Genomic DNA, 21,640 nt, shown 5'->3' with positions numbered 1-21,640 from the left:
CGCCCGGTCGATGCAAACTCACTCGTCACAAGGAGCCAGAATGGTCGCAACGATTCCATCCTTCGGTCTCGGCACGTTTCGCGTCGATGCCGACAAAACGGTGAACGCAGTCAAGAGCGCCTTGCAGATTGGCTATCGTCACATCGATACCGCTCAGTTCTACAACAACGAAGCCGCCGTTGGTCAGGGCGTCCGGGATTCAGGCATTCCTCGGGACGACGTCTGGGTGACGACGAAGGTCTGGTGGGAGCGGCTCGCGCGCGACAAGCTGATCGCGAGTCTGAAGGAGAGTCACGCGCTGCTCGACATCGGGACGATCGATCTTGCGCTCGTGCACTGGCCATCGCCGAACGGCGCGGTGCCGATTGCCGAGACGCTCGCCGCGATGCAGGAAGCAAGGCAACTCGGCCTGATTGGCCACTACGGCGTGTCGAACTTTACGGCGCCGCTACTCGAAGAGGCGCTGAACGCGCCGGGCGGCCGCGAGATCGTGACGAATCAGATCGAAGTAAGCCCGTTCCTCGCGAACCGGGCGCTCGTCGAAGCCACGCAGCGGCTCGGCGTCAAGGTCACGGCCTACATGCCACTCGGCGAAGGCCGCGCGCATAACGATCCGACGATCAAAGCGATCGCCGCCAAACACGGCGCAACACCCGCGCAAGTGACCTTTGCGTGGCTGCTGTCGCGGGACATCGTGGTGCTGTCGGCATCGACGAATGCGGAGCATCAGAAGATCAACTGGGACGCGCAAAAGCTCAAGCTCGAAGCCGACGACATCGCCAAAATCGACGCGCTCGACGAAGGGAAGCGCAATGCGAATCCGCCGTTCGCGCCGAAGTGGTAGCGCGCTGAGAGCGCGGCATCGGCCTGCGCAATGAAGCCCGGCTGGCATCACGAGCCGGGCTTTTTTGTGCGCGCGCCCAGGCTCCACGCGCGCTCCGCAATGCTATCCTTGCGGGCGCTCCATATTCCATTTCCTTCTAAGCTTTTCACGAAAACAGCAAACGTGCTTTCGTTCCTGCTCAAGCTGCGCACGCGCGCCCAACGGCTTTTTCGCCTGTCCGATTCGCACACGATGCTCATCTGGGCCGTCGTGGTCGGGGTGGCCGGCGCGCTTGCAACGACCGTCTTTCGCGAAGGCATCGCGTTCACGCAACGGCTGCTCGGCAATCACTCGGAAGGACTCGTTGCGCTCGCGAACATCCTGCCGTGGCCTGTCCGGGTCGCGCTTCCCGCTGCGGGCGGGCTCGTCGCGGGCTTCTGTCTGATCGCTGCGCGACGCCACACGAAGAAGAACGCGAACACCGACTACATGGAAGCGGTCACCATCGGCGATGGAGCGGTGCCCGTGAGGCAAAGCATCTGGCGCAGCCTGTCGTCCCTGTTCACGATCACGAGCGGCGGCTCGATCGGCCGCGAAGGATCGATGGTGCAGCTTGCCGCGCTGGCGTCGTCGCTGATCGGGCGATGGGTTCATTTCGATCCGCCGCGGTTGCGCCTGCTCGTGGCGTGCGGCGCGGCAGCGGGCATCACGTCGGCCTATAACGCGCCAATCGCGGGAGCGTTCTTCGTCACGGAGATCGTCCTCGGTTCGATGGCGATGGAGAGCTTCGGGCCGGTCGTCGTATCGTCGGTCGTCGCGAATATCACGATGCGCGAGTTCGCCGGGTATCGCCCGCCCTACGAGATGCCGGTGTTTCCGACGATCGCCGGTGTCGAAGTGCTGCTGTTCGTCGTGCTGGGCGTGTTGTGCGGCACGCTCGCGCCGCACTTCTTGCGGCTGCTGGCGGCGTCGAAGAAGCGCTTCTCGCTGCTGCCGCTGGCTTTACCGCTGCGTCTTGCGCTGGGCGGTCTGATCGTCGGCGTCATCTCGATCTGGTGGCCCGAAGTCTGGGGCAACGGCTATGAAGTGGTGAACTCGCTGTTGCATCAGCCGTGGACGTGGACGGCGCTTCTGACCGTGCTGGTGTTCAAGATCATCGCGACAGCCGCGACGACGGGCTCGGGCGCGGTCGGCGGCATCTTCACGCCGACGCTATTCGTCGGCGCGGTGCTGGGCTGCCTGTACGGCATCGCGGTTCATGCGATCTGGCCGAATGCGACCTCCGCGCCCTTCGCCTATGCGATGGTCGGCATGGGCGCGTTTCTCGCCGCCGCAACGCACGCGCCGCTCATGGCGATCCTGATGATCTTCGAGATGACGCTCTCGTATCAGGTCGTGCTGCCGCTGATGCTCTCTTGCGTGGTCGCGTATTTCATTGCGCGTACGTCTGAACAGACGTCGATGTACGAAGTCACGCTGCGCCGCACACGCGATGAAAAAGAGCGCCTGCGCCTCGCCGCGACGCAGATGCGCGAGCTCGTCAAGCCGCCCGATACCGTCGTGCCGCTCACCGCGAACGTGAAGGACATGACGCGCGTGTTCCTCGAGTATCCGGTGAAGTATCTGTACGTGATCGACGAAGCCGGGCACTTTCGCGGCGTCGTCGCGCTGAAGGACATTACGTCCGATCTGCTCGACGAGCACGATACTGCGAAGAAAACCGCCGCCGATTATCTCCAGCCGCATTTCGATGTGCTGACGCCCGACATGTCGCTCGGCGAGGCGTTGCAGCACTTTCTGGCGTTTCAGGGCGAGCGGCTGCCGGTCGTCGAACGGCAGAGTGAACCGCTCTTGCTCGGCGTCGTGTACAAGACTTCGCTTCTCGACGCATACTTCCGTCTGAACCCGACGACGCGCTGAAACTGCGCAGCCGTGCAATTTCGTGCCGCCTTACCGGTGCGTACGGCAAGTCGCATCGCGCGAATGTCGTTGTGCGCGAGTTCACACGTTACTCGAAGAATGGTCGCGCGACGCCCGCTCGTCGCGCCCGTGCGCCAGGGGTTGCTGAGCCTGCACACGCGAAACGCAAGCGAGCGTGGCATCGGCATAGGCTTTGCTTCGTGCTACTCGCTGCTTACGTGAGGAGGGGTTGCCCGATGAAGACCTCAACGTTGTTGTCGATGGCTCTCGTTTCGGCGTCGTGCTACGCCGCGCCGCTGCATACGAGTTCGTCGGACGGAGCGGTGGCCGTCGCATCGGCGACGCGCGCCGCGTTGCGCCTCAATGCCGCGCCGGTCGCACCGCCTGCGCCCGACATTTCGGCGCAAAATCTCGACCACGCTCGTTGGCGTCATGTGCCTCTGCCGAAGTCGCGCGCACCGACCCGTGGCATGGCGAGCCAGACGATCCAGGTGCAGACCTGAGCGCCTCGCGTGCAGCTCCGTATCTTAATAACATCAACAGGACGCCACGATGACGGATCAGCCATCCCAGGAGCACGGTTTGAACGATGAACCGATCGACGACGAAATCGCGCAGGTATTGCGCCGGGTGACGTACCCCGCCAACAAGGATGCGCTCGTCGATGCGGCGCGCGAAGCAGGCGTCAGCAACGATGTCATTACCGTATTCGACGGTCTGCCCGAACAGGATTATAAGGACGCCGATGCAGTCGAGCAGTTGCTTGGCAGCAATGGCGGACCGGGAATCTCGATTTGAGCGGCTGGACTGGCCTTTAGACGCTTCTTGCTAGACACCCCGCTGAACGGACGGTCCTGGCACAGATCGTCAAAAGCGCAGGCAGGACCGCCTCAGCCCTTCTCAGCATCCGACAGCCTCAACTCCCCCGATACTGCGCCGCACTCGCCCCCACTGGCGCCGCGGGCTTCTTCGTTGACTTTCCCGCTCCCTGCGCGGCGGCGCCGCTCGCCGCCGCATCCGATGACATATACGCCGGCGCTGCCTTCGCCTTCTGCTTCTGGCCCGCCGGCGGCGCGGTCGGCGCCTTGCGGATGTCCGCAAGCATCTGGTTGCAGGGCAGCGGCTTGTTGTTGCTCGGCGCGATAAGCGGAATCAGCGCGGCGAACGGATTGATGAGCCCGAGCCCGACCGCCGCACCGCCTCGGACCGCCAGCGCCCCGACGTTCACGCCGACCTTCGGATCCTTGAACGTGCCCTTGACGTAGAGCGGCGAACGCAGCGAAAACACGCGGAAGCCCTTCGTATGAGGATGGATGTTCAAATCCATGTCCTCGCTCTTCAGGTTGATGTGGCCGTCGACATTGATGACCGCATCGTCGGTATCGAGTGCGAACACGCGGGAATCCAGTACGCCATCCGTCACGACGAAGTCCGCCGCCGCGCAATTGATGTTCACGTCGCGCTTGCCGAAAAGCTTCTCATAGACGACGTTCGCCACGTTCAGGCCCGCCGCTTCCATATACAGCCGGCTCACCGTGCCCTGCGTGACGAGCGCCTTCACTTCGCCATTCGATGTAGCCGCAAGTGTTGCGGGCGAATTGCCGGTCGCGGAAAGCGCCGCATCGCCGTTGATCTCGCCGAGCGCGGACTGCATCGTCTTGTTCGTCGGGAAAAGCTGCTTCAGCTTCAGATGCCGCGCTTCAGCCGAGAACTTGCCCTTCAGCGGCGCAGTGCTGCCGTCCAGATGAATATTGGATGCAAACGTCCCGCCCGCGACGCCGAACTTCAGCGGTTCCAGCGACAGCACGCCGTTCTTCATGATGACGTGGGTGTGGAGATCGGTGATCGGCAGCTTCGGATCCTTGATGAGGCGCTGGCCGGTGAACTTCACATCGGCGTCGATGGCCTTCCAGCGATCGGTCTTGAACTCCTCGGTCGGCAACGCCTTCGCGGACGGCTGCTTCTCGGTCTCTCCGCGCTTCGCCTTGCTCGCGTTCGAATCCGCGCCGATGATCGGTGCGAGATCGGAGAACTGCAGCAGATGCGAAACCAGTTCGCCCTGCAGCAGCGGGCGCGGCTTCCTCGCCGCATAGACGAGCGAGCCGTTGATATCGCTGCCGCCTACGCGTCCGGTGAAGTTCTCATAATGGAAGACATTGCCCTCTTCGCGGAACTGCCCGGTCAGGCGGCCCTCCGTCGCGAATGGCGGCGTTTCGGGCAGCGTGACGCCCGTGAACGGATAGAGATGCGCCATGCTGACGGCCTGCACCCAAAGACGCAGATCGAGCGCGGCGAGATGCGCGGGATCGGTGACGGTGCCGACGAATGCAATATGCGTATCGCCCAGACGCACGTCGGCCTGCACGGGGAACGGGCGCTTCGCATCCTGCACGGCGAGCACGCCACCGAGCTTGCCCTCGCCCGACACCTTGCCGCCGTTGTACGTGCCCTTCGCGGTCCAGCCGAACGCGTATGGCGGAACGGGCGGCTTCTCCGCGTTCTTCGTCGTGATGCTTTGCTGCGCCGACGTGCTCGCCGGATTCGGCGCCGAGGCATTCGCCGCCGCGGCCGCCGACGCAGCCGATGCCGCCGACGCTTCGGACGCCGCGGCCGCATCGGCCTGCTTCTCGAGCTTCGCGGCTCCGCCCTTGCCGACCATTTCCGCCGACGACTTCGCCGATGCCGCTTCCTGTTGCTTCATCACTTCGCCGATCGGCACGGCTTGCCCGAGCGTATCGACGACGATGTTCATATCCGCCTTCGTCACCTCGTCGCGCACGGCGATCATGCCTTTGGAAAGCGAGATGTCGCCGAGCTTCAAATTCCACGTCGACGGCTCCGTCGACTGCTTGAACTTGAACGTCCAGTTGTTCCGATTGTCCTTGAGCCGCTCGATATCGACCGACGGGTTCACCAGGTTGATCGCAGGAATGACGATATCGTGCGCAAGCAAGGGCAGCACTGCCACCTGGAAGTCGATTTCATCGAGCGTCGCGAAATGCTGTTGGCGCGCCCAGTCGGGATTGGCGATGGTGATCTTCTCGGCCGAGAAGCGCGGCCACGGCACCCAGCGTTTCCAGCCCGTTTCGTTCGGCGGCCGCCGCCAGCCGACCTTCAGATCGCCGGTGATATGGAACTGCCGGCCGATGGCCTGCGTGACCTTGTCATCGACCCAGGGACGCAGACGGTTCCAGTCGAACGTCAGAAAAATGACCACGAGGATCGCAATCAGAATCGCGAGGATGGCGAAGATCCATGCAACGATCTTGCCGACCTTCTTGCCATTTCTCCCGGCGGTTGGGGCTTGCGCCATATCGGCTCCATCCTTTTTTGCTGATTGACGTTGCGCGAGCACAAGCCATGCCCGCTTTATGCGCAACCATCGCGCGTAAGATGACGCCACACTAAAAATTCCCCCATCGAACGAATGCCAAATTCCTCCGTGGCGCTCGTCGCGGCGAACGGGATCGTGCGCCGTGACGCGGCGCGCGGAACGTTGCTGTTGCATCCCACCGACTTCACGCTCGACGCGGGACAGCGCGTGTCGATCACCGGGCCGTCGGGTTCCGGCAAGAGCGTCTTCCTGCGCGCGCTCGCGCTGCTCGATCCATGCGACGAGGGCTTCATCACATGGCGAGGCGAACGCATCGCGCGGACGGGCATTCCGGCGTATCGGCGGCATGTCGCGTATATCGCGCAGCGGCCCGCGATGCTCGATGGCAGCGTCGAGGACAACCTGCGTTACCCGTTCACGCTTAAGGCCTACCGCGATGTTCGCTTCGATCGCGACGCCGCCGCGCGGCTCGCTCATGCGGCCGGGCGCGACGCTGATTTTCTCGACAAGCCCGCGAGCGAGCTATCGGGCGGCGAGGCGCAGATCGCCGCGTTCGTGCGCGTGCTGCAACTTGCACCCGACGTGCTCTTGCTCGATGAACCGACCGCCTCGCTCGATCCGGCTTCGGCGCGCGCAATCGAGGCGCTCGTCCGCGACTGGTTCGATGGCGGCGCGCGGGCGTGCGTCTGGGTATCGCACGATATGGAGCAGGCCCGCCGCGTGGCGACGCGGCACCTCACGATGACCGCGGGCCTGCTGACCGATCCGGAGCGCGCGCAATGACGGGCTATCAAAACCTGAGTCTCTTTGATATCGGCCTCGCGGCGGCATTGATCGTCGTGAACGGCGCGCTCTCGGTGGCGCTCAGGCTAGGACTGGAGCGGCGGCTCCTTATTGCAGCGATCCGCACTGTCGTGCAGTTGCTTCTGATCGGCTATGTGCTCGGCTGGGTGTTCGCGTTCAGCCGCTGGACCGTGGTGCTGCCGCTGATGGCCCTCATGACGGTGATCGCCGGCCTCGCGGCGTCGAATCGCGGGCGGCGCACGTATGCGGGCCAGCGCGTGGACAGCCTTGTCTCGATTTGGGGTAGTTCATGGCTGATCGGCGCGTTCGGGCTGTTCGCGGTGATTCGCATCCATCCGTGGTACGAGCCGCAATACGCGATTCCGATACTCGGCATGATCCTCGGCAATACGCTGACGGGCGTATCGCTCGGCATCGAACGCATGACAGAGGAGCTGACGGCGGGACGCGCAGCCGTCGAGATGTCGCTTGCGCTCGGCGCGACGCGCTGGGAAGCGGCGCAAGGGCCCGCGCGCCAGGCGGTGCGCGCGGGCATGATTCCGACGCTCAACCAGATGGCCGTCGTCGGCCTCGTGAGCCTGCCGGGGATGATGACCGGCCAGGTGCTCGCCGGGCAATCGCCGTTGCAGGCGGTGCGGTATCAGATCGTCATCATGTTTCTGATCGCGGCGGCATCGGGGCTGGGCGTGGTCGCGGCCATCGTGCTGACTTACCGGCGGCTGTTCTCGCCGGACCACCGGTTCATGTCCAGCAAGCTGATCGAGCGGCAGCGCAAGAACCGGCGCAACTGATCACTCTCCGCGATACGCCCGCTCCAGCGCCGCGATATCCAGCTTGATCATCTCCCGCATCTTCGCCATCGTGCGATTGGCCTTTGCCAGGTCCGGATCCCGAAGCATGCCGATCAACCGGCGAGGCGCGATCTGCCACGTCACGCCGAAGCGATCCGTCAGCCAGCCGCACGCCATCGCCTGACCGCCGTCGAGCAGTTTGTCCCAGTAGTGGTCGATCTCCGCCTGATCATCGCACTGGATGAACATCGAAATGGCCGGCGTGAACTGGAACTCCGGCCCGCCGTTGAGCGCGAGGAAGGCTTCGCCGTCGAGTTCGAACTCTACGGCAAGCAGGGAGCCGACCGGCCCCGGACTCGCTTCGTTGTGCAGCAAGGTGTTGGTGATGCGCGCGTTCTTGAACACGCTGACATAGAAGTCCACGGCCTCCTGCGCATTGCCGTCGAACCAGAGACAGGGCGATATCTTGTTCATGCGCTCCTCCTTCGTGATGTTCATCGACAAGCTGTGCGCGTCATTCGCGATGACCGCACGTCGCCTTCTGCATCTCGGCGGGACTGACATCGCGCACATGCGTCGCGACCGACCATTGATGCCCGAACGGATCTTCGAGACGCCCGTAACGATCGCCCCAGAACATTTCGGCAACCGGCATGATCACGCGCGCCCCGGCCGCTTCGGCCTGCTTCACGGTGGCGTCGGCGTCCTCGACATACAGATGGATGATGACCGGCGAGCCCTTGAGCGCTGTCGCGCCGAGCAGGCCAAAGTCGGGATTCTCGTCGACGAGCATCAGCACCGAATCGCCGATCCGGATCATCGCGTGCATCAGCTTGCCGTCGGGACCGGGCAGACGTCCCAGTTCGATCGCGTCGAACGCGCGCTTGTAGAACTCGATGGCCTCGGCCGCGCCCGCGCACACGATGTGCGGGGTCAGCGAGTGCATGTCTTCGGGAATGGCTTTGACGGGGGATTGCGGCATATCGGCTCCGTGACGGGTTGAAGAAACGGTCAAACTACGACGAGCAAGCATGCCGCCAATCGACATCGTTCCGTGCACGGAGCGCAATTTTTCACATAGGTCTATCGCGTGAGTTCATCCGCGAGCGATTGAATCAGTGCCTCGAGCCGCGCAAAGTTGACGGGCTTCGTCAGATGATCGCGAAATCCTGCTTCGCGGCAGCGACGAATGTCCTCGTCCATGCCGTATCCGGTGATCGCCACTGACGGCCGCCCCGGCTGGAGCGTCGTCCATGCCCGCGCGATATCGAGGCCGCTGCCGTCCGGCAAGCCGATATCGCTCACGAGCAGGTCAAAGGTACCGCGCTTCGCGCACGCGAGCGCATCGGCGACCGTCGTCGCGACGGTGATGTCGTGGCCCAGCATGTCGAGCACCTCGGCCATCGCCGACGACGTTTGCTCGTTGTCCTCCACGAGCAGCACTCTGAGCGCGCTGCCCGGCTCCTGCTGCGCGGCCTGCGGCAGCGGCGCGGCCTCGTGCGCCGGCTGCACGCGGGCAAGCGGCAGTGTGAGCGTGAAGCGCGCGCCCTGATCGCGGCCATCGCTGTAGGCGGACAACGTGCCGCCGTGCTTCTGTGCGAGCGTGCTCGCGATGGCGAGTCCGAGGCCCAGGCCGCCGAACGAGCGGGTGATCGAATCGTCGGCTTGTTCGAATGCCGAAAAGATGCGCGGCAACGCTTCGGCGCTGATGCCGATACCGCTGTCCGTCACCGACACCGCAATGGTCGCATCGTCCGGATTCCACGCCCGCACCTGGATGCGCCCGCCCGCAGGCGTGAACTTCACCGCGTTCTTCATCAGATTCCACGCGATCTGCTGCAGCCGCGCGGCATCGCCCGAGACGACGAAGCGCGTCGCGTCGAATTTCGTTTCGAGCGTTAGATTCTTTGCGCGCAGGTCGGCTTCGGACATGTCGAGCGCGCTCGTCAGCAGCGTGTCCAGCGCGACGCTCGCGAAATTCAGACTGAGCTTGCCCCGCGCGATGCTCGTGAGGTCGAGCAGATCGTCGATCAGGCGCGCTTCCAGTTCGACGTTGCGGCGGATCAGGTCGAGCGTCGGATGCGCCTCGCGCGGCAGCGGGTGTTTCATCTCCAGCAGACGCACGGCGGCGAGAATCGGCGTGAGCGGCGTGCGCAATTCGTGCGACAACACCGCAAGGAAGTGATCCTTCGCGCGATTCGCGGATTCCGCCTGATCCTTCGCGAGCCGCAGCGCGTCGGCGGCCATGTGGGCGTCGGTCGCGTCCCGCACGATCTTCGAGAAGCCGATGAGTTCGTTCTGCTCGGTGCGGATGGCGGTCGTCACGCCCGACGCGAAGAACGAATGGCCGTCCTTGCGCCATAGCCAGCGATCATCGGAAGCGCTGCCTTCGCGCCGCGCCGTTTCCAGTTCGTTGTCGAACACGCCGGCTTCGCGGTCGTCGTGGCTATAGAAGATGCTCGCCGATTGCCCAAGCACGTCCTGCGGCGGAAAACCGAGAATGCGCTCGGACGCCGCGTTCCAGGTGCGGATACGCCCTTCCGGGTCGAGCGTGATGACGGCGTAGTCCTTGAGCGCGTCGATCAGCAAACGGAAATGCGTTTCCGTTTCGCGCAGCGCCCGTTCCACCGCGATGCGCTGCGCACGCTCGGCGGATTCGCGCATCGCGCGGCGCACGACGGCGGGCAGCCGCTGCAGGCGCTGCTTGAGCACGTAGTCGGTCGCGCCGCGTTTCAGCATGTCGACCGCGTGCTCTTCGCCGAGCAGACCCGACACGAAGATGAACGGCGTATCCGGCGCGCGCTCGCTCGCAATGGAAAGCGCCTCGATGCCGGAGAACGTCGGCATCACGAAATCGGCGAGGATCACGTCGAAGCGCCGGGCTTCGAGTTCGGCGATGAAACTGGCGGAGTCGTAGACGATCGACGCCTCGACGACGTAATCGGCGCGTTCGAGCTGGGCAATGGTCAGCTCCGCATCGAGCGCGTTGTCTTCGACGAGAAGCAGTTGCAGGGGCTGCATGATTAGGCGGCCTCGCGATTGAGCGGGCGCACGGATGGCACGGATGGCGTCGGGATGGCGGGCATGAGCACAGCGTTCATTGTCCTGCCAGCGGGCGGCGAAAGCGCGTGGAGCCCGGCGGCGGCTCGTTGAGCACGGCCCAGAACACGCCGAGATCGCTGATGGCCTCGACGAATTCCCCGAATTCCACGGGCTTCACCACGTAAGCGTTCACGCCGAGTTCATAGCTGCGGATCAGGTCCTGTTCTTCACGCGACGAAGTCAGCATCACGACCGGGACGCTTTTCAACGCCGCGTTTGTGCGAATCATGTCGAGCACTTCGAGACCGTCGATCTTCGGCAGCTTCAGATCGAGCAGAATCACTGCCGGATTGCCGGGCGTGCGGTCCTTCCAGTCGCCGGCGCTCGTCAGGTAGTCGATGGCTTCCTGACCGTCGCGCGCGACGATCACTTCATTGGCGAGCTGGCTCTTGCCGAGCGCAACGAGGGTCAGCTCGAGGTCGTTCGGATTGTCTTCAACGAGCAGTATGGGTTTGAGCATGGTCTGGTGTTGACTTCGTTACTGACGCTGCGGCGGCGCGGCGGAATACGGACGGGCGGCCTCGCGGCCGGTCAGGCTGCGGAACTCGACCGGGAGGGAGAAGTAGAACACCGCTCCCTCGCCCAGCCGTCCCTCGGCCCACGTGCGCCCTTCGTGCCGCTCGATGATCCGCCGCACGTTGGCGAGTCCGATCCCCGTTCCCTCGAATTCCTCCGCGCGATGCAGCCGCTGGAACACGCCGAACAGCTTGGCCCCGTATTTCATGTCGAAGCCAACGCCGTTATCCCGCACGCCGATGATGTGCTCATCGCCGCTGCGGGCCGCGAATATCTCAATTTTCGCCGATTCTCGCGTTCTCGTATATTTCACCGCGTTCGAAATGAGGTTGCGCAGCGCGAGTTGCAGGAACGCGGCGTCGCCAATGACGCGCGGCAGGTCATGAATGACCCATTCGATGCGCCGCTCGGGCGTGTCGGCCTCGAATTCCTGCACGATCGAACGCACGAGTTGCCCGAGTTCGACCGGCGCGGGGCGCAGCGCCGCACGGCCCATTTGCGAAAAGGTCAGAAGGTCGTCGACGAGCGTGCCCGCGAAACGTGCCGACTCCAGCATGTTGTTCAGAAAACGCCGGCTCTTCTCGGACATGCGCTCGCCTTCCTGCTCGCGCAGCAAGTCTCCGTAGCCGGCGATGTGACGCAGCGGCGCGCGCAAGTCATGCGACACCGAATACGAAAACGCTTCCAGTTCCTTGTTTGCACGCGCCAGTTCGGTTGCCAGCTCCGCGCGTTCTTCCGCACGGCGCAGCACGATGTTGAGGAGCGCGCCGCGCAACTCGCTCGCGATTTCCAGTTCGCCCTGGCGCCACGACGCGGAATGCCCGCGTACCGTTTCGAGCCACGGGCTGAAGTCAGTGCGCGGCGCGCTCGCGCCGTGCGCACCCCGCAGCTTGACGGGCTCGCCGGCCCACTTGATGGTCTGCATCAGCTCGGGCCGGAACCACAGCAAGTAGTTCCGGAAAATCTGCGACACGGGCACCGCGAGGACGCCGCACGCCTTGTCTTGATGCGTCTTCGCCGGCGGCCATTCGCGCGCGAGCGAATCCGTCGCCCAGACGCCCGACGTGTTTTCCGCGAGCCAGTCGGTGAGCGCACGCACGGTGTCTTCGTCGGGCGTCGCACCCATCAGCGTGATCTGATCGTTCATGACGATGGCCGCGCCCGCCGAACGCGCGAAACTCAGCACGTCTTTCGGCACGCCGCGCAGCCCGGCGACGAAACTTTCCTGCTCGCCCATCGCGGCGATCATGCGCGCCATCGTGCGACGCAGCTCGGCGAGATATTCGGCCTCGGCGCGTTCTTCTTTCGCTTCGATCTGCAGCGACAGCATGTTGCCGAGATGCTCGATCGCGAGCCGCGTGCTGAAGGGAACCTCGCGCGGGTCGTGATGGTGACAGGAAATGAGCCCCCACAACTTGCCGCGCACGACGATCGACACCGACATCGACGCGTGCGTGCCCATGTTGCGCATGTATTCCAGATGCACCGGCGAGAAGCTGCGCAGCGCCGCGTAGGTCAGATCGGTGGCGCGGCCCGTGACGGGATTGCGCTCCGGCACGAGGCGCGCGGGGACGTAGCCGACGTCCGAGACGAGGCGGATTCGGTTGCGCAGATACAAGGCCCGAGCCTGCGGCGGAATGTCGGACGCCGGAAAAAACTGATGCAGGAACGACGCGTAACTCGCGTCGCGGTCTTCCGCGAGCACGTGACTGCGCCCTTGTGCGTCGAAACTGTAGAGCATCACGCGGCCGAAGCCACTGATCGCCCGCACTTCGCGCACGGCAAGCTCGGCGAGTTCCTGCACCGTCTGCGCGTTCTGTAGGCCGCGCGCAAACGTTCGCACCAGCGGATACATCGGCAAGAAGGCGGAATCTCCGGACTGCGTCGCCGCTTCCATCTCGACGATCAGCGCGCCGTCGTGCCGATGGATGGTGACGTCGAGACGAACGGCGCCGCTACGCTGCATGTGGATCGAGCCGACGTAAAGCGGCGAGTCCTCCACTTCCATCGTCGTTGCCGCCTGCATGATGCGCTGTGCGCCCTGCGCATCGACGAGCGCATCGAGCGGCTTGCCGAGCAGCGCGTCGACACTGTCGCCCGTGAGCGCCGCGATGTTTTCGCTCGCCTGCACGATGCGCGGGCCGGCCGCATCGGCGCTGCGTTCGTCGATGACGAGCAGGTAGCCGTGCGGCTGGATGCCGCCGGGAATATGGATCGGTTCAGCGGCGCAATCCTCGCCGGCGATGCCCGAATCGAGCGTGCGGCGGCGCGCTTCGGCGTCGGGCGGGCCTGCGCTTTTCGCCTCGCCCTCGTTCGGAGCGCGTCGCGCGCCGGGGTTATCGCTCATGCGGCGGCTCCGGATGACGCCCGCGCTTCCAGCGGCTCCCCGCACAGCCAGGACTGCAGGCTTTCGAAGGTAGCGATGGCCGCGCTCACGGCCGCGTCGTACTGCACTTCGGGGACCGTGGACACGACGGTTTCGCGGAAAGCGTTCCACATGCTGCCGGTGCGCGCGCCGTAGCCGTCGAAGTAGCGGTTGCCGATGCCCGGCTGCAGTTGCAGCAAGCGCGCGACGTGCGGCGCGATGAAACGTCCGCCGAGCGTCGAGCCTTCCATCACGTACATCGAGCCGAACGCTGCACCGATACCGTCGACGCGCGGCAGGTCGTTGCTGGCATCGGCGAGGAGAAGCGCATCGTGAGCGACGCGCTCGCCCGTCAACGCGGCGAGATCGGCAGCGAGCAGCGGCGTCTTGCGGCGCTCGTCGAAGAACGCGTGCAACGCTGCAGGCATGTGCGCGCCGATCGCATCCTCCCACGGCGCGACATAGCCATAGAAGCGTTGCAGAAGGGCGACGTATTCGTCGCGCTGCAGATCGTCGCGCATCAGATCGAGCGAGTTCTCCAGCCGTGTGTGGCACGCGGCAGTTTCGTTCTTCAGGCGGGACAGAAGGTCATGTTGCATTGTTTGATCGTATCGGCTGCGGCGCCGGCGATACCGCGAAAGGCGTACTGATAGGAAGGGCTTACCGGTCGGACGCGTGTGAGCGTCGCTTGAATCGGTAAAAGCGTGCGGCGTGGCGCGCTTTTCGTGAATAGCGAATCATTCTACGCAACCGGCCGCCGCCATGTCATGCGCAACGCTCGCATCCGGTCCCTCCTCGTGTCGAAAAAATTCACTAGTTGGTTCATTGCTTCGGCTGGCCGTCGCCATCGAGATTGCCGCGCCGGTCGGTGTCGACGAGTCCGCGCTCGATGTCTTCATGCGCCTGCTTGCCGATGTCGCGCGGCTCCGCTTCCTCCTGCGACTGCGCGCTTTGATCCGTTTCGTGCGGCAGCGGCGGCTTGGCGGCATCTTCGTCGGGTTCGTCCTTGGGCGATTCGTTCGTCGTTTTCATGTCGATGTCCAGAGTTTGCGTTGATGTGTTCAGGTTGACCGACGCCCTCACCCGCCGATACCCAGCCGCTTCTTCATCTGCGCGGTGAGCCGCTGACGCGCCTTCGCATAGCCTTCCCACGGATCGGCGGCGAGCGCGTCCATGCGTGCGCGCGCGTTGCCGATGTTCCATTGATCGCCGCTCGTGGTCTCGTCGAGTTCGTCCCAGCGGATGGGCATCGACACGCCCATGCCTGGCCGGGCGCGCAACGAAAACGCGCAGACCGTGCTGGAGCCGCGATTGTTGCGCAGATAGTCGATGAAGATTTTGTCGCGCCGGTTCTGCATGCCCATCTTGGCCGAGAAGAGCTTCGGCAGCGTCTTCGCCATATGCTGCGCGACCGCCTGTGAGAACGCCTTCATTTCGTCCCAGCCGGCCTGTTTTGCGAGCGGCACGACCACGTGCACGCCCTTGCCGCCGCTCGTCTTGCAGAACGACGTGAGCCCGAGTTCTTGCAGCAAATCGCGCGTGAGTTTCGCGGCTTCGAGCATGCGATCCCAGCCGACGCCCTCGCCCGGATCGAGATCGAACACCATGCGATCCGGCTTCTCGATGTTCGACACCAGCGAGTTCCACGTATGCAATTCGATCGTGCCCATCTGCGCGGTGCCGACGAGCGCTTGCGCCGATTCGACGGTCAACAACGGCGGATGCTCGGGGTCGGCATCCGGATGCTGCGTGATATGCGGAATCGCCAGTCTCGCGCTGTGCTTCTGAAAGAACAGCTCGCCGCTGATATCGTCCGGCGCGCGCACCAGCGACACGGCCCGGTCGTGAAGATGCGGCAACATCCATTCGGCGATCGACGCGTAATACTCGACGACATCGAGCTTCGTGAGGCCAGTGGATTTGTCGATCACCCGATCCGGGTGACTGATCTTCACGCCTTCGACTTCGCTCGTGTTCGCTTTGGAACGCGTCTTCGCCGCGGGTTTTGCCGGCGCTTCCGTCGCAGCGGATTTGCGCGCCGCCGTCTTGCGAGCTTTAGGCTTTTTAGCCGTGTCTTCCTCGACTTCCGCTTCTACTTTTTTCGCCGATGCCGGCTCTTCCTTCACGATCTGCCGCGCCGGTTTGTCGTCACGCAGACTGACGAACGATGCTTGTCGCACGATGCGCTCCTTGGTCCATTCCGCGAAATTGCATTCAGCCACGAGTTCCGGCTTCACCCAGTGCACGGGCGTCCGGCTACGCTCCTGCGGCTCGCGCTCGAAAGGCATGCGATCGGTCTCGCGCTTGTCGAGTTCCTTCTTCACCGCGACGAGCGTCGCATGATCGAAGCCGCTGCCGACGCGCCCCGCATAATGCAGCTTGCCCTTGCCGTCATAGACGCCGAGCAGCAGCGCACCGAACTGCCCGCGGCTTCCCGAAGGCTCCGAATAGCCGCACACGACGAACTCCTGCCGCCGCCGGCACTTCAGCTTGATCCACGAATTGCTGCGCCCCGATACATACGTGCTGTCGATGCGCTTGCCGATGATCCCTTCCAGCGACATGTCGCAGGCGCTCTTCAACAGATCGTCGGCGCTGAAGGCGAAGTCCTCGGAATAGCGCAGCGCGGCATCGCCGACGGGTTCGACGATCGCCTTCAATAACGCGCGGCGCTGCACGAGCGGCACGTTGCGCAAGTCATAGCCGTTGAGGAAAGGCAGATCGAAGAAGTACACGACGATGCCTTGCGGACGGCCGACATCGAACGCATTCTGCAGCGCCTGAAAATCCGGCAGTCCGCGATCGTCGAGCACGACGGCTTCGCCATCGAGCCAGCCGCTTTCGATATCCAGCTTTTCGAGCGCCTTCACCTGCTTTGGAAACTTGGCGGTCCAGTCGTTGCCGTTGCGCGTGAAGATGCGGATATCGCGCTTGCCGTTCGATTGCTCGATGCGCGCAAGCACGCGATAGCCATCGAACTTGATTTCATAGGTCCATTCGTCGCTGGGCGGCGCGGCGTCGACGAGTGTGGCGAGTTGCGGCTTGAGGAGCGCGGGCAGCTTCGCTTTAGTCGCGCCTTCGATGGCCGGATCATGCGAGAGCGCGCGCAACGATTCTGCATTACGTGTCGCGACGATATCCGGATGCGCGTGACCATCGGCCTTGTCGCTCGCGGCCTTCGCGGCACGCGCAACCGTTCGCCGCGATGCCGGCTGCGCCTTGCGCTCGGTGCGATCGCGCAGCTCGCCGTTCTCCAGCCGCGCGCCGAGCGAATCGGACAACACGCTGCCCGGCTTCTTCAGGAGTACGTCGTATTCGGCTTCGGGACGCGCTTCATCGTCGCGTTCCTTGATGAGAAACCATTGCTCCTTGTCGCCGCTGCCGCGCATGTGACTCCGCACGAGCGTCCAGCCGCCTTGCAGCTTCTCGCCGTCGAGGATGAACTTGAGCTTGCCCTTTTCGTACTCGCGCGCAGCGTCCTCGGGGCCGCCCGTCTGCGGCGCCCACGTCCCGCGATCCCACACGATGACGCTGCCCGCGCCGTAATTGCCCTCGGGAATATCGCCTTCGAACGAGCCGTAATCGATCGGATGATCTTCGACATGCACCGCTAGCCGTTTCACCGATGGATCGAGGCTCGGTCCTTTCGGCACCGCCCACGATTTCAGCGTGCCGTCGAGTTCGAGACGAAAGTCGTAGTGCAGGCGACGGGCGTCGTGTTCCTGGATGACGAAGGAAAGTGCCTGTTTTACGGGCTTTTTCGTGCGCGACGCCCGGCGCGCGACGGACTTCTGTCCCGATGGCTCCGGCGTCTCATTGAAGCGCCGCATGCGTTGATAGGTTTCGAGCTTGGCCGTCATCGTCGTGAAGGCTCCTTTACCGGTGCTTTCATGGATTGCGGATCATCGCTGTCAGGCTCGCTTGCGACGCGCCGTCTTGCGGGCCGGCCGCGCCGGTTCCTCGCTGGCGTCATCGCCCGAATCGTCTTTCGCTCGCGACGCCTTGCCGCCCTTCGCCGCGCCGCCGCTCTTGAGGCTGCGCTTGAGCAGTTCCGACAGATCGAGGATGTCCGCGCTCGCCTTCTCTTCGCCGCCTTCCTCGAACTTCATCACTTCGGCGATCTTGCCTTCCTTCACCTTCTGATCGACGAGCTTCATGATGTCGTCGCGGAACGTGTCGTGATACTTCGTCGGGTCCCAGGAATCGCTCATGTCGTCGATGAGGCGCTTGGCCATATCCAGTTCCTTCGGCGTAACGCCCGCTTTCTTCGTGTCCTCGTCGGGAAACGTGAACTGGCTGAAATCGCGAACTTCGTCGCCCCAGCGCAAGGTGTTGAGCGCGAGCGCGGGACCGACCGGGATCAGCGCCGCCAGATGCTGCTTGTTATGCAGGACGACGCTCGCAATGCCGACCTTGCCGGTGTCCTTCAATGCGTCGCGCAGCAGCGCATAGACCTTCTCGCCTTTGCGATCGGGCGCGAGGTAGTACGGCGTATCGAGCGACAGGAACGAGATTTCGGGCGCATCGACGAACGAGAGGATATCGACCGTCTGCGTCGACTCGGGATTGGCCGCGCGGATTTCCGCATCGGTCATCACCACATACTTGCCCTTCTCGTATTCGAATCCGCGCACGATGTTGTCGCGCGTGACGTCCTTGCCGGTGTTCTTGTTGATCTGCTTGTAGCCGATGGGATCCATCGAGCGCTTGTCGAGCAGATTGAAGCCGACTTTCTCCGACTGCGTGGCCGGATAAAGTTGCACGGGGACGTGGACCAGCCCGAAGCTGATCGCGCCTTTCCAGATCATGTGCGGCATCGCGGGCACCTCGCTGTCGGAACGGTCGATGATTGCGCCGAACATGGGGATGCGGCGCATTGCGCATCGTGTTGAGTCGCAGGAAGTGTGCCAAGCGTGGCTGTGCTGGTCCAGCCGGGTCGTCGCGTTAGCAGACCGTTAGTTGCATGCTAATGCTGCATGCAAAATGCACCTCGGTTGTCGTTAACTCACTTCCGGCTGGCGGTGACGGTCAACTGTGTACCGTCGTCGAGCGTGACCGTCTTCTTCGAGCCAGTGGACGTGGGCATCGAGAAACGGACGATCTGGCTGAGGTGGTTATCGCCGGGACATTGCAGCGTCTTGCCGCCCACGGTCACCTTGCTCGTCCCCTTCGGCGCGTAAGCGCGGAAACTGAGCTGCACGTTGGCGACGCCGTTATCCGCGATGACCGGCGCAAAGCGAATCTGCACCTGCTTCACGGCCAGGCCTTCCGCGCTGCGCGGCACCGATGCGACCTGCAGACACGCATCCGGTACAGGTTGTGCGCCGTTTGGCGCCGTGCCCTGCCACGTGAAGTCGTCCGTCTGACCGGAGCGAATCGTGCGCGTCTCCTGCTCGTTGCCGAAGTTCTTCGACGCCATCTTGATCGTGTACTTGATCGGCCCGTCGTTGGGCGCTTCGGACAGGACCTTGATGCCGGGCGTCGCGTGAGCCGTCGCGAGCGCGGTCATCGCCAGCATGGCTGCGATAGCGCGGCGGCCTTCGTTCGAACGTCGATTCATCCGGCACCTCCGTGACAAGCACTTGATGATGATCCGGCGCGATCGACGCCGAATCGGCTTATAGCGGAGTCAGTCTAGCGCCGCGCGTGTCCGGGCTTTCTCATGGAAAACCCGAGGCAGCCGCGCGGCAAAACGAAGCGCCGGACCGTTTCAAACGCGGCTTCAGAAACCCGTCAAGACCAGCTTGCCGATTGCCCGCCCTTCTTCCAGAAGGCGATGCGCTTCGCGCAAATTGGCCGCATCGATCTTGCCGATGTTCTTGCCGAGCGTCGTGCGGATCGTGCCTGCGTCGATCAGCCGCGCCACTTCGGACAGCAGCTTGTGTTGTTCGATCATGTCAGGCGTCTTGAACATCGCGCGCGTGAACATGAACTCCCAATGAAACGCGGCGCTCTTTGCCTTCAGCAAATCGATGGCAAGCGGCCCCGCGTTTTCGACGATCGTGCAGATGCCGCCTTGCGGCTTCACGACTTCGGCGGCTGCCGGGAAATGCTTGTCGGTGTCGTTGAAGATCAGCACGTAATCGACCTGGCCGATCCCCGCATCTTTCAGTTGCTTCGGAATGTCCTCGAAGTGATTGACGATGCGGTCCGCGCCCAGCTCCGTTGCCCATTTCGCGGATTCCGGCCGCGACGCCGTCGCGATCACATGCAGCTTGGCGACCTGCTTCGCGAGCTGAATGCCGATCGAACCGACCCCGCCCGCGCCGCCGATGATGAGCACGGTCCTGCCCGCGTCCTTGCCTTCGGCGGACACCTTGAGCCGGTCGAACAGCGCTTCCCACGCGGTGATGGTCGTGAGCGGGAGCGCCGCCGCATGCGTGAAATCCAGCGATTTCGGCTTCGCGCCGACAATTCGCTCGTCCACCAGATGGAACTCGCTATTGGCGCCCTGACGCGTGATGTCCCCGGCGTAGTAGACAGGGTCGCCGGCCTTGAAGAGCGTGACCTCGGGGCCGACCGCTTCGACCACGCCCGCCGCGTCCCAACCGAGGACGCGCGGCGTTTCCTCCACCTTGTCTTTCGGCGCACGCACTTTCGTGTCGACCGGATTCACTGCGATGGCTTCGACTTTCACGAGCAAGTCGCGGCCTGTGGGTGTGGGTTTGTCCAGCTCGATATCGACGAGCGATTCCGGATTGGAAATCGGCAGATAACGCGTCAGGCCGATGGCTTTCATGATGGCTCCTTGTGTTGAATTCAAACGATGGAGTCATGGTAGCTTGCATGCGGCATGCAAAAAACCGCGATAATCCTTGAAACATTTTTCGGGAAATCCATCGAATGGGCGAGTTCCTGTCCGAAGGCACGCGCGACCGGCTCGATCTGCTGGACGTTGCGCTCTTCGTGCGAGCCGCGGCACTCGCCAACCTGTCGGCGGCGGCGCGGGAATTCGGCTTGTCGCCTGCGGTGGCGAGCGCGCGCATCGCGGGACTGGAGCGGATGCTCGGTGCGCGGCTTCTGCACCGGACGACGCGGCGCGTGAGCGTCACGCAGGAAGGCGAAATCTTCGCGACGCATGCGCGCAGTCTGCTCGATGCGGCGGAAGCGGCGCGGGCGTCGGTCGGCCGGGCGCTCGAGCAGCCGCACGGAAGACTGCGCGTGACGATGCCTTCGTCGCTCGGCCGGCAGCATATTTCGCCGCTCATCCCCGACTTCTTGCGGCAGTATCCGGCCGTCACCGTCGATCTGCGCATGACTGATCAGATCGTCGATGTGGTCGATGAAGGGATCGATCTCGCGGTGCGTATCGGCGCGCTGAAGGATTCGACGCTGGTTGCGCGCAAGCTCGCGAGCAATCGGCGCGTGCTGTGCGCGTCGCCGGCCTATTTGGCGCAACACGGCACGCCGCGCCATCCAGCCGATCTCGCGCAGCACGAATGCGTGATCCTCGCGAACCAGCGCGACTGGAGCTTCGTCACGCCGACTGGCGTCATCGATGTGCGCGTATCCGGCCGGCTTGTGACGGACAACGGCGAAGTAATCCGCGATGCGCTCGCCGCGGGCATCGGCATCGGACTGAAGTCGACATGGAGCGTCGCGCCGCTTCTGGCGAGCGGCGAACTCGTGACCGTGCTCGATGACTATCCGCTCGCGCAGACCGTCGCGATCTGGGCGGTGTATCCAAGCCGCGCGTTCGTGCCGCCGAAGACGCTGGCGTTCATCGAGTTTCTGGCGGGACGGTTTGGGGAGCCGCCTTATTGGGACAGGGAGCCGGGGCGGGTGCAGAGGTAGGGCTGTGAATCGTGCGTTTGCATTCTGCGTGCTGTGTATTGCGTCTGGCGTGCTGCATGCAATTGCTGCCCGGCCGCCGCAACAGCAACCCGCGCCAAAGATGCTGCTACGAAGCGGCTTCGAGAAAAGATTTTGCGGATCAAATGCTGCGTGCTGCATGCAGATCGCTGCGCGTCCGCATCTCAGTCAAT

The 21,640-nt window shown here is 63.8% G+C and carries 19 protein-coding genes; 7 read left to right on the top strand and 12 right to left on the bottom strand.

What is annotated here, in order from left to right:
- Positions 1-40: 40 nt before the first annotated feature.
- The 4 genes from AB6804_RS15535 (at position 41) to AB6804_RS15520 (ending at position 3,541) form a co-directional block, all read left to right on the top strand.
- Positions 41-844, top strand: a complete 804-nt coding sequence (locus AB6804_RS15535; protein ID WP_370887165.1) for an aldo/keto reductase — start codon at positions 41-43, stop codon at positions 842-844.
- Positions 845-1,006: 162 nt separating this feature from the next.
- Positions 1,007-2,743 carry a ClcB-like voltage-gated chloride channel protein gene (locus AB6804_RS15530; RefSeq protein WP_370887164.1) on the top strand — a complete coding sequence of 579 codons (1,737 nt, stop codon included), beginning with the start codon at positions 1,007-1,009 and terminating at the stop codon, positions 2,741-2,743.
- A 236-nt stretch (positions 2,744-2,979) separates the two neighbouring features.
- Positions 2,980-3,246, top strand: coding sequence for a hypothetical protein (locus tag AB6804_RS15525; RefSeq protein ID WP_370887163.1), 267 nt, complete (start codon positions 2,980-2,982; stop codon positions 3,244-3,246).
- A gap of 49 nt (positions 3,247-3,295) precedes the next feature.
- On the top strand, positions 3,296-3,541 hold the full coding sequence (locus tag AB6804_RS15520) for a DUF2795 domain-containing protein (RefSeq protein WP_370887162.1): 246 nt from the start codon (positions 3,296-3,298) through the stop codon (positions 3,539-3,541).
- 118 nt (positions 3,542-3,659) lie between these two features.
- Here AB6804_RS15520 and AB6804_RS15515 read toward each other — a convergent pair whose 3' ends face one another.
- Positions 3,660-6,056: an AsmA family protein gene (locus tag AB6804_RS15515; RefSeq protein ID WP_370887161.1), complete on the bottom strand. Its 2,397-nt coding sequence runs from the start codon at positions 6,054-6,056 to the stop codon at positions 3,660-3,662.
- A 114-nt stretch (positions 6,057-6,170) separates the two neighbouring features.
- Between AB6804_RS15515 and AB6804_RS15510 the strand changes: the two genes are divergently transcribed.
- Together AB6804_RS15510 and fetB are read left to right on the top strand one after the other, a co-directional pair.
- Positions 6,171-6,860 (top strand): ATP-binding cassette domain-containing protein, encoded by a 690-nt coding sequence (locus AB6804_RS15510; protein ID WP_244794648.1) that lies wholly within the window; start codon positions 6,171-6,173, stop codon positions 6,858-6,860.
- Positions 6,857-7,672, top strand: a complete 816-nt coding sequence (gene fetB / locus AB6804_RS15505) for an iron export ABC transporter permease subunit FetB (RefSeq protein WP_370887160.1) — start codon at positions 6,857-6,859, stop codon at positions 7,670-7,672. Before AB6804_RS15510 ends, fetB begins: the two co-directional genes overlap by 4 nt.
- Here fetB and AB6804_RS15500 read toward each other — a convergent pair whose 3' ends face one another.
- From AB6804_RS15500 to AB6804_RS15450, 11 genes are all read right to left on the bottom strand, one after another.
- Positions 7,673-8,146 carry a VOC family protein gene (locus AB6804_RS15500; RefSeq protein WP_370887159.1) on the bottom strand — a complete coding sequence of 158 codons (474 nt, stop codon included), beginning with the start codon at positions 8,144-8,146 and terminating at the stop codon, positions 7,673-7,675.
- 40 nt (positions 8,147-8,186) lie between these two features.
- The gene (locus AB6804_RS15495) at positions 8,187-8,654 is read right to left on the bottom strand and encodes a VOC family protein (RefSeq protein ID WP_244794645.1); all 468 of its coding nucleotides are present in this window, start codon (positions 8,652-8,654) and stop codon (positions 8,187-8,189) included.
- 101 nt (positions 8,655-8,755) lie between these two features.
- Positions 8,756-10,693, bottom strand: coding sequence for a response regulator (locus AB6804_RS15490; RefSeq protein ID WP_370887158.1), 1,938 nt, complete (start codon positions 10,691-10,693; stop codon positions 8,756-8,758).
- 76 nt (positions 10,694-10,769) lie between these two features.
- Positions 10,770-11,234 (bottom strand): response regulator, encoded by a 465-nt coding sequence (locus AB6804_RS15485; RefSeq protein WP_035966139.1) that lies wholly within the window; start codon positions 11,232-11,234, stop codon positions 10,770-10,772.
- Positions 11,235-11,252: 18 nt separating this feature from the next.
- Positions 11,253-13,637 (bottom strand): ATP-binding protein, encoded by a 2,385-nt coding sequence (locus AB6804_RS15480; RefSeq protein WP_244794643.1) that lies wholly within the window; start codon positions 13,635-13,637, stop codon positions 11,253-11,255.
- Positions 13,634-14,254 (bottom strand): biliverdin-producing heme oxygenase, encoded by a 621-nt coding sequence (locus tag AB6804_RS15475; protein ID WP_370887157.1) that lies wholly within the window; start codon positions 14,252-14,254, stop codon positions 13,634-13,636. The genes AB6804_RS15480 and AB6804_RS15475 overlap by 4 nt, the downstream gene beginning before the upstream one ends.
- 223 nt (positions 14,255-14,477) lie before the next feature.
- Positions 14,478-14,687, bottom strand: coding sequence for a hypothetical protein (locus tag AB6804_RS15470; protein WP_370887156.1), 210 nt, complete (start codon positions 14,685-14,687; stop codon positions 14,478-14,480).
- Positions 14,688-14,734: 47 nt separating this feature from the next.
- Entirely contained in the window at positions 14,735-17,515 is a 2,781-nt protein-coding gene (gene ligD / locus AB6804_RS15465) for a DNA ligase D (RefSeq protein ID WP_370887155.1), read from the bottom strand.
- A 51-nt stretch (positions 17,516-17,566) separates the two neighbouring features.
- A complete protein-coding gene (locus AB6804_RS15460) occupies positions 17,567-18,472 on the bottom strand; it encodes a Ku protein (protein WP_244794779.1) in 906 nt (301 codons plus the stop codon).
- Positions 18,473-18,660: 188 nt separating this feature from the next.
- Positions 18,661-19,215 carry a DUF6013 family protein gene (locus tag AB6804_RS15455; RefSeq protein ID WP_370887154.1) on the bottom strand — a complete coding sequence of 185 codons (555 nt, stop codon included), beginning with the start codon at positions 19,213-19,215 and terminating at the stop codon, positions 18,661-18,663.
- Between the two features lie 162 nt (positions 19,216-19,377).
- Entirely contained in the window at positions 19,378-20,394 is a 1,017-nt protein-coding gene (locus AB6804_RS15450; protein WP_370887153.1) for a zinc-binding alcohol dehydrogenase family protein, read from the bottom strand.
- Between the two features lie 104 nt (positions 20,395-20,498).
- Here AB6804_RS15450 and AB6804_RS15445 point away from each other — a divergent pair, with 104 nt between their 5' ends.
- Complete coding sequence (locus AB6804_RS15445; RefSeq protein WP_370887152.1) at positions 20,499-21,449, top strand: LysR substrate-binding domain-containing protein; 951 nt, start codon at positions 20,499-20,501, stop codon at positions 21,447-21,449.
- Positions 21,450-21,640: the final 191 nt, after the last annotated feature.

Source organism: Caballeronia sp. RCC_10, from assembly GCF_041360715.1.
GTDB classification, from domain to species: domain Bacteria; phylum Pseudomonadota; class Gammaproteobacteria; order Burkholderiales; family Burkholderiaceae; genus Caballeronia; species Caballeronia grimmiae.
Note: the sequence above shows the minus strand (reverse complement) of the source record. Positions and strands in the feature narration are given on the sequence as shown.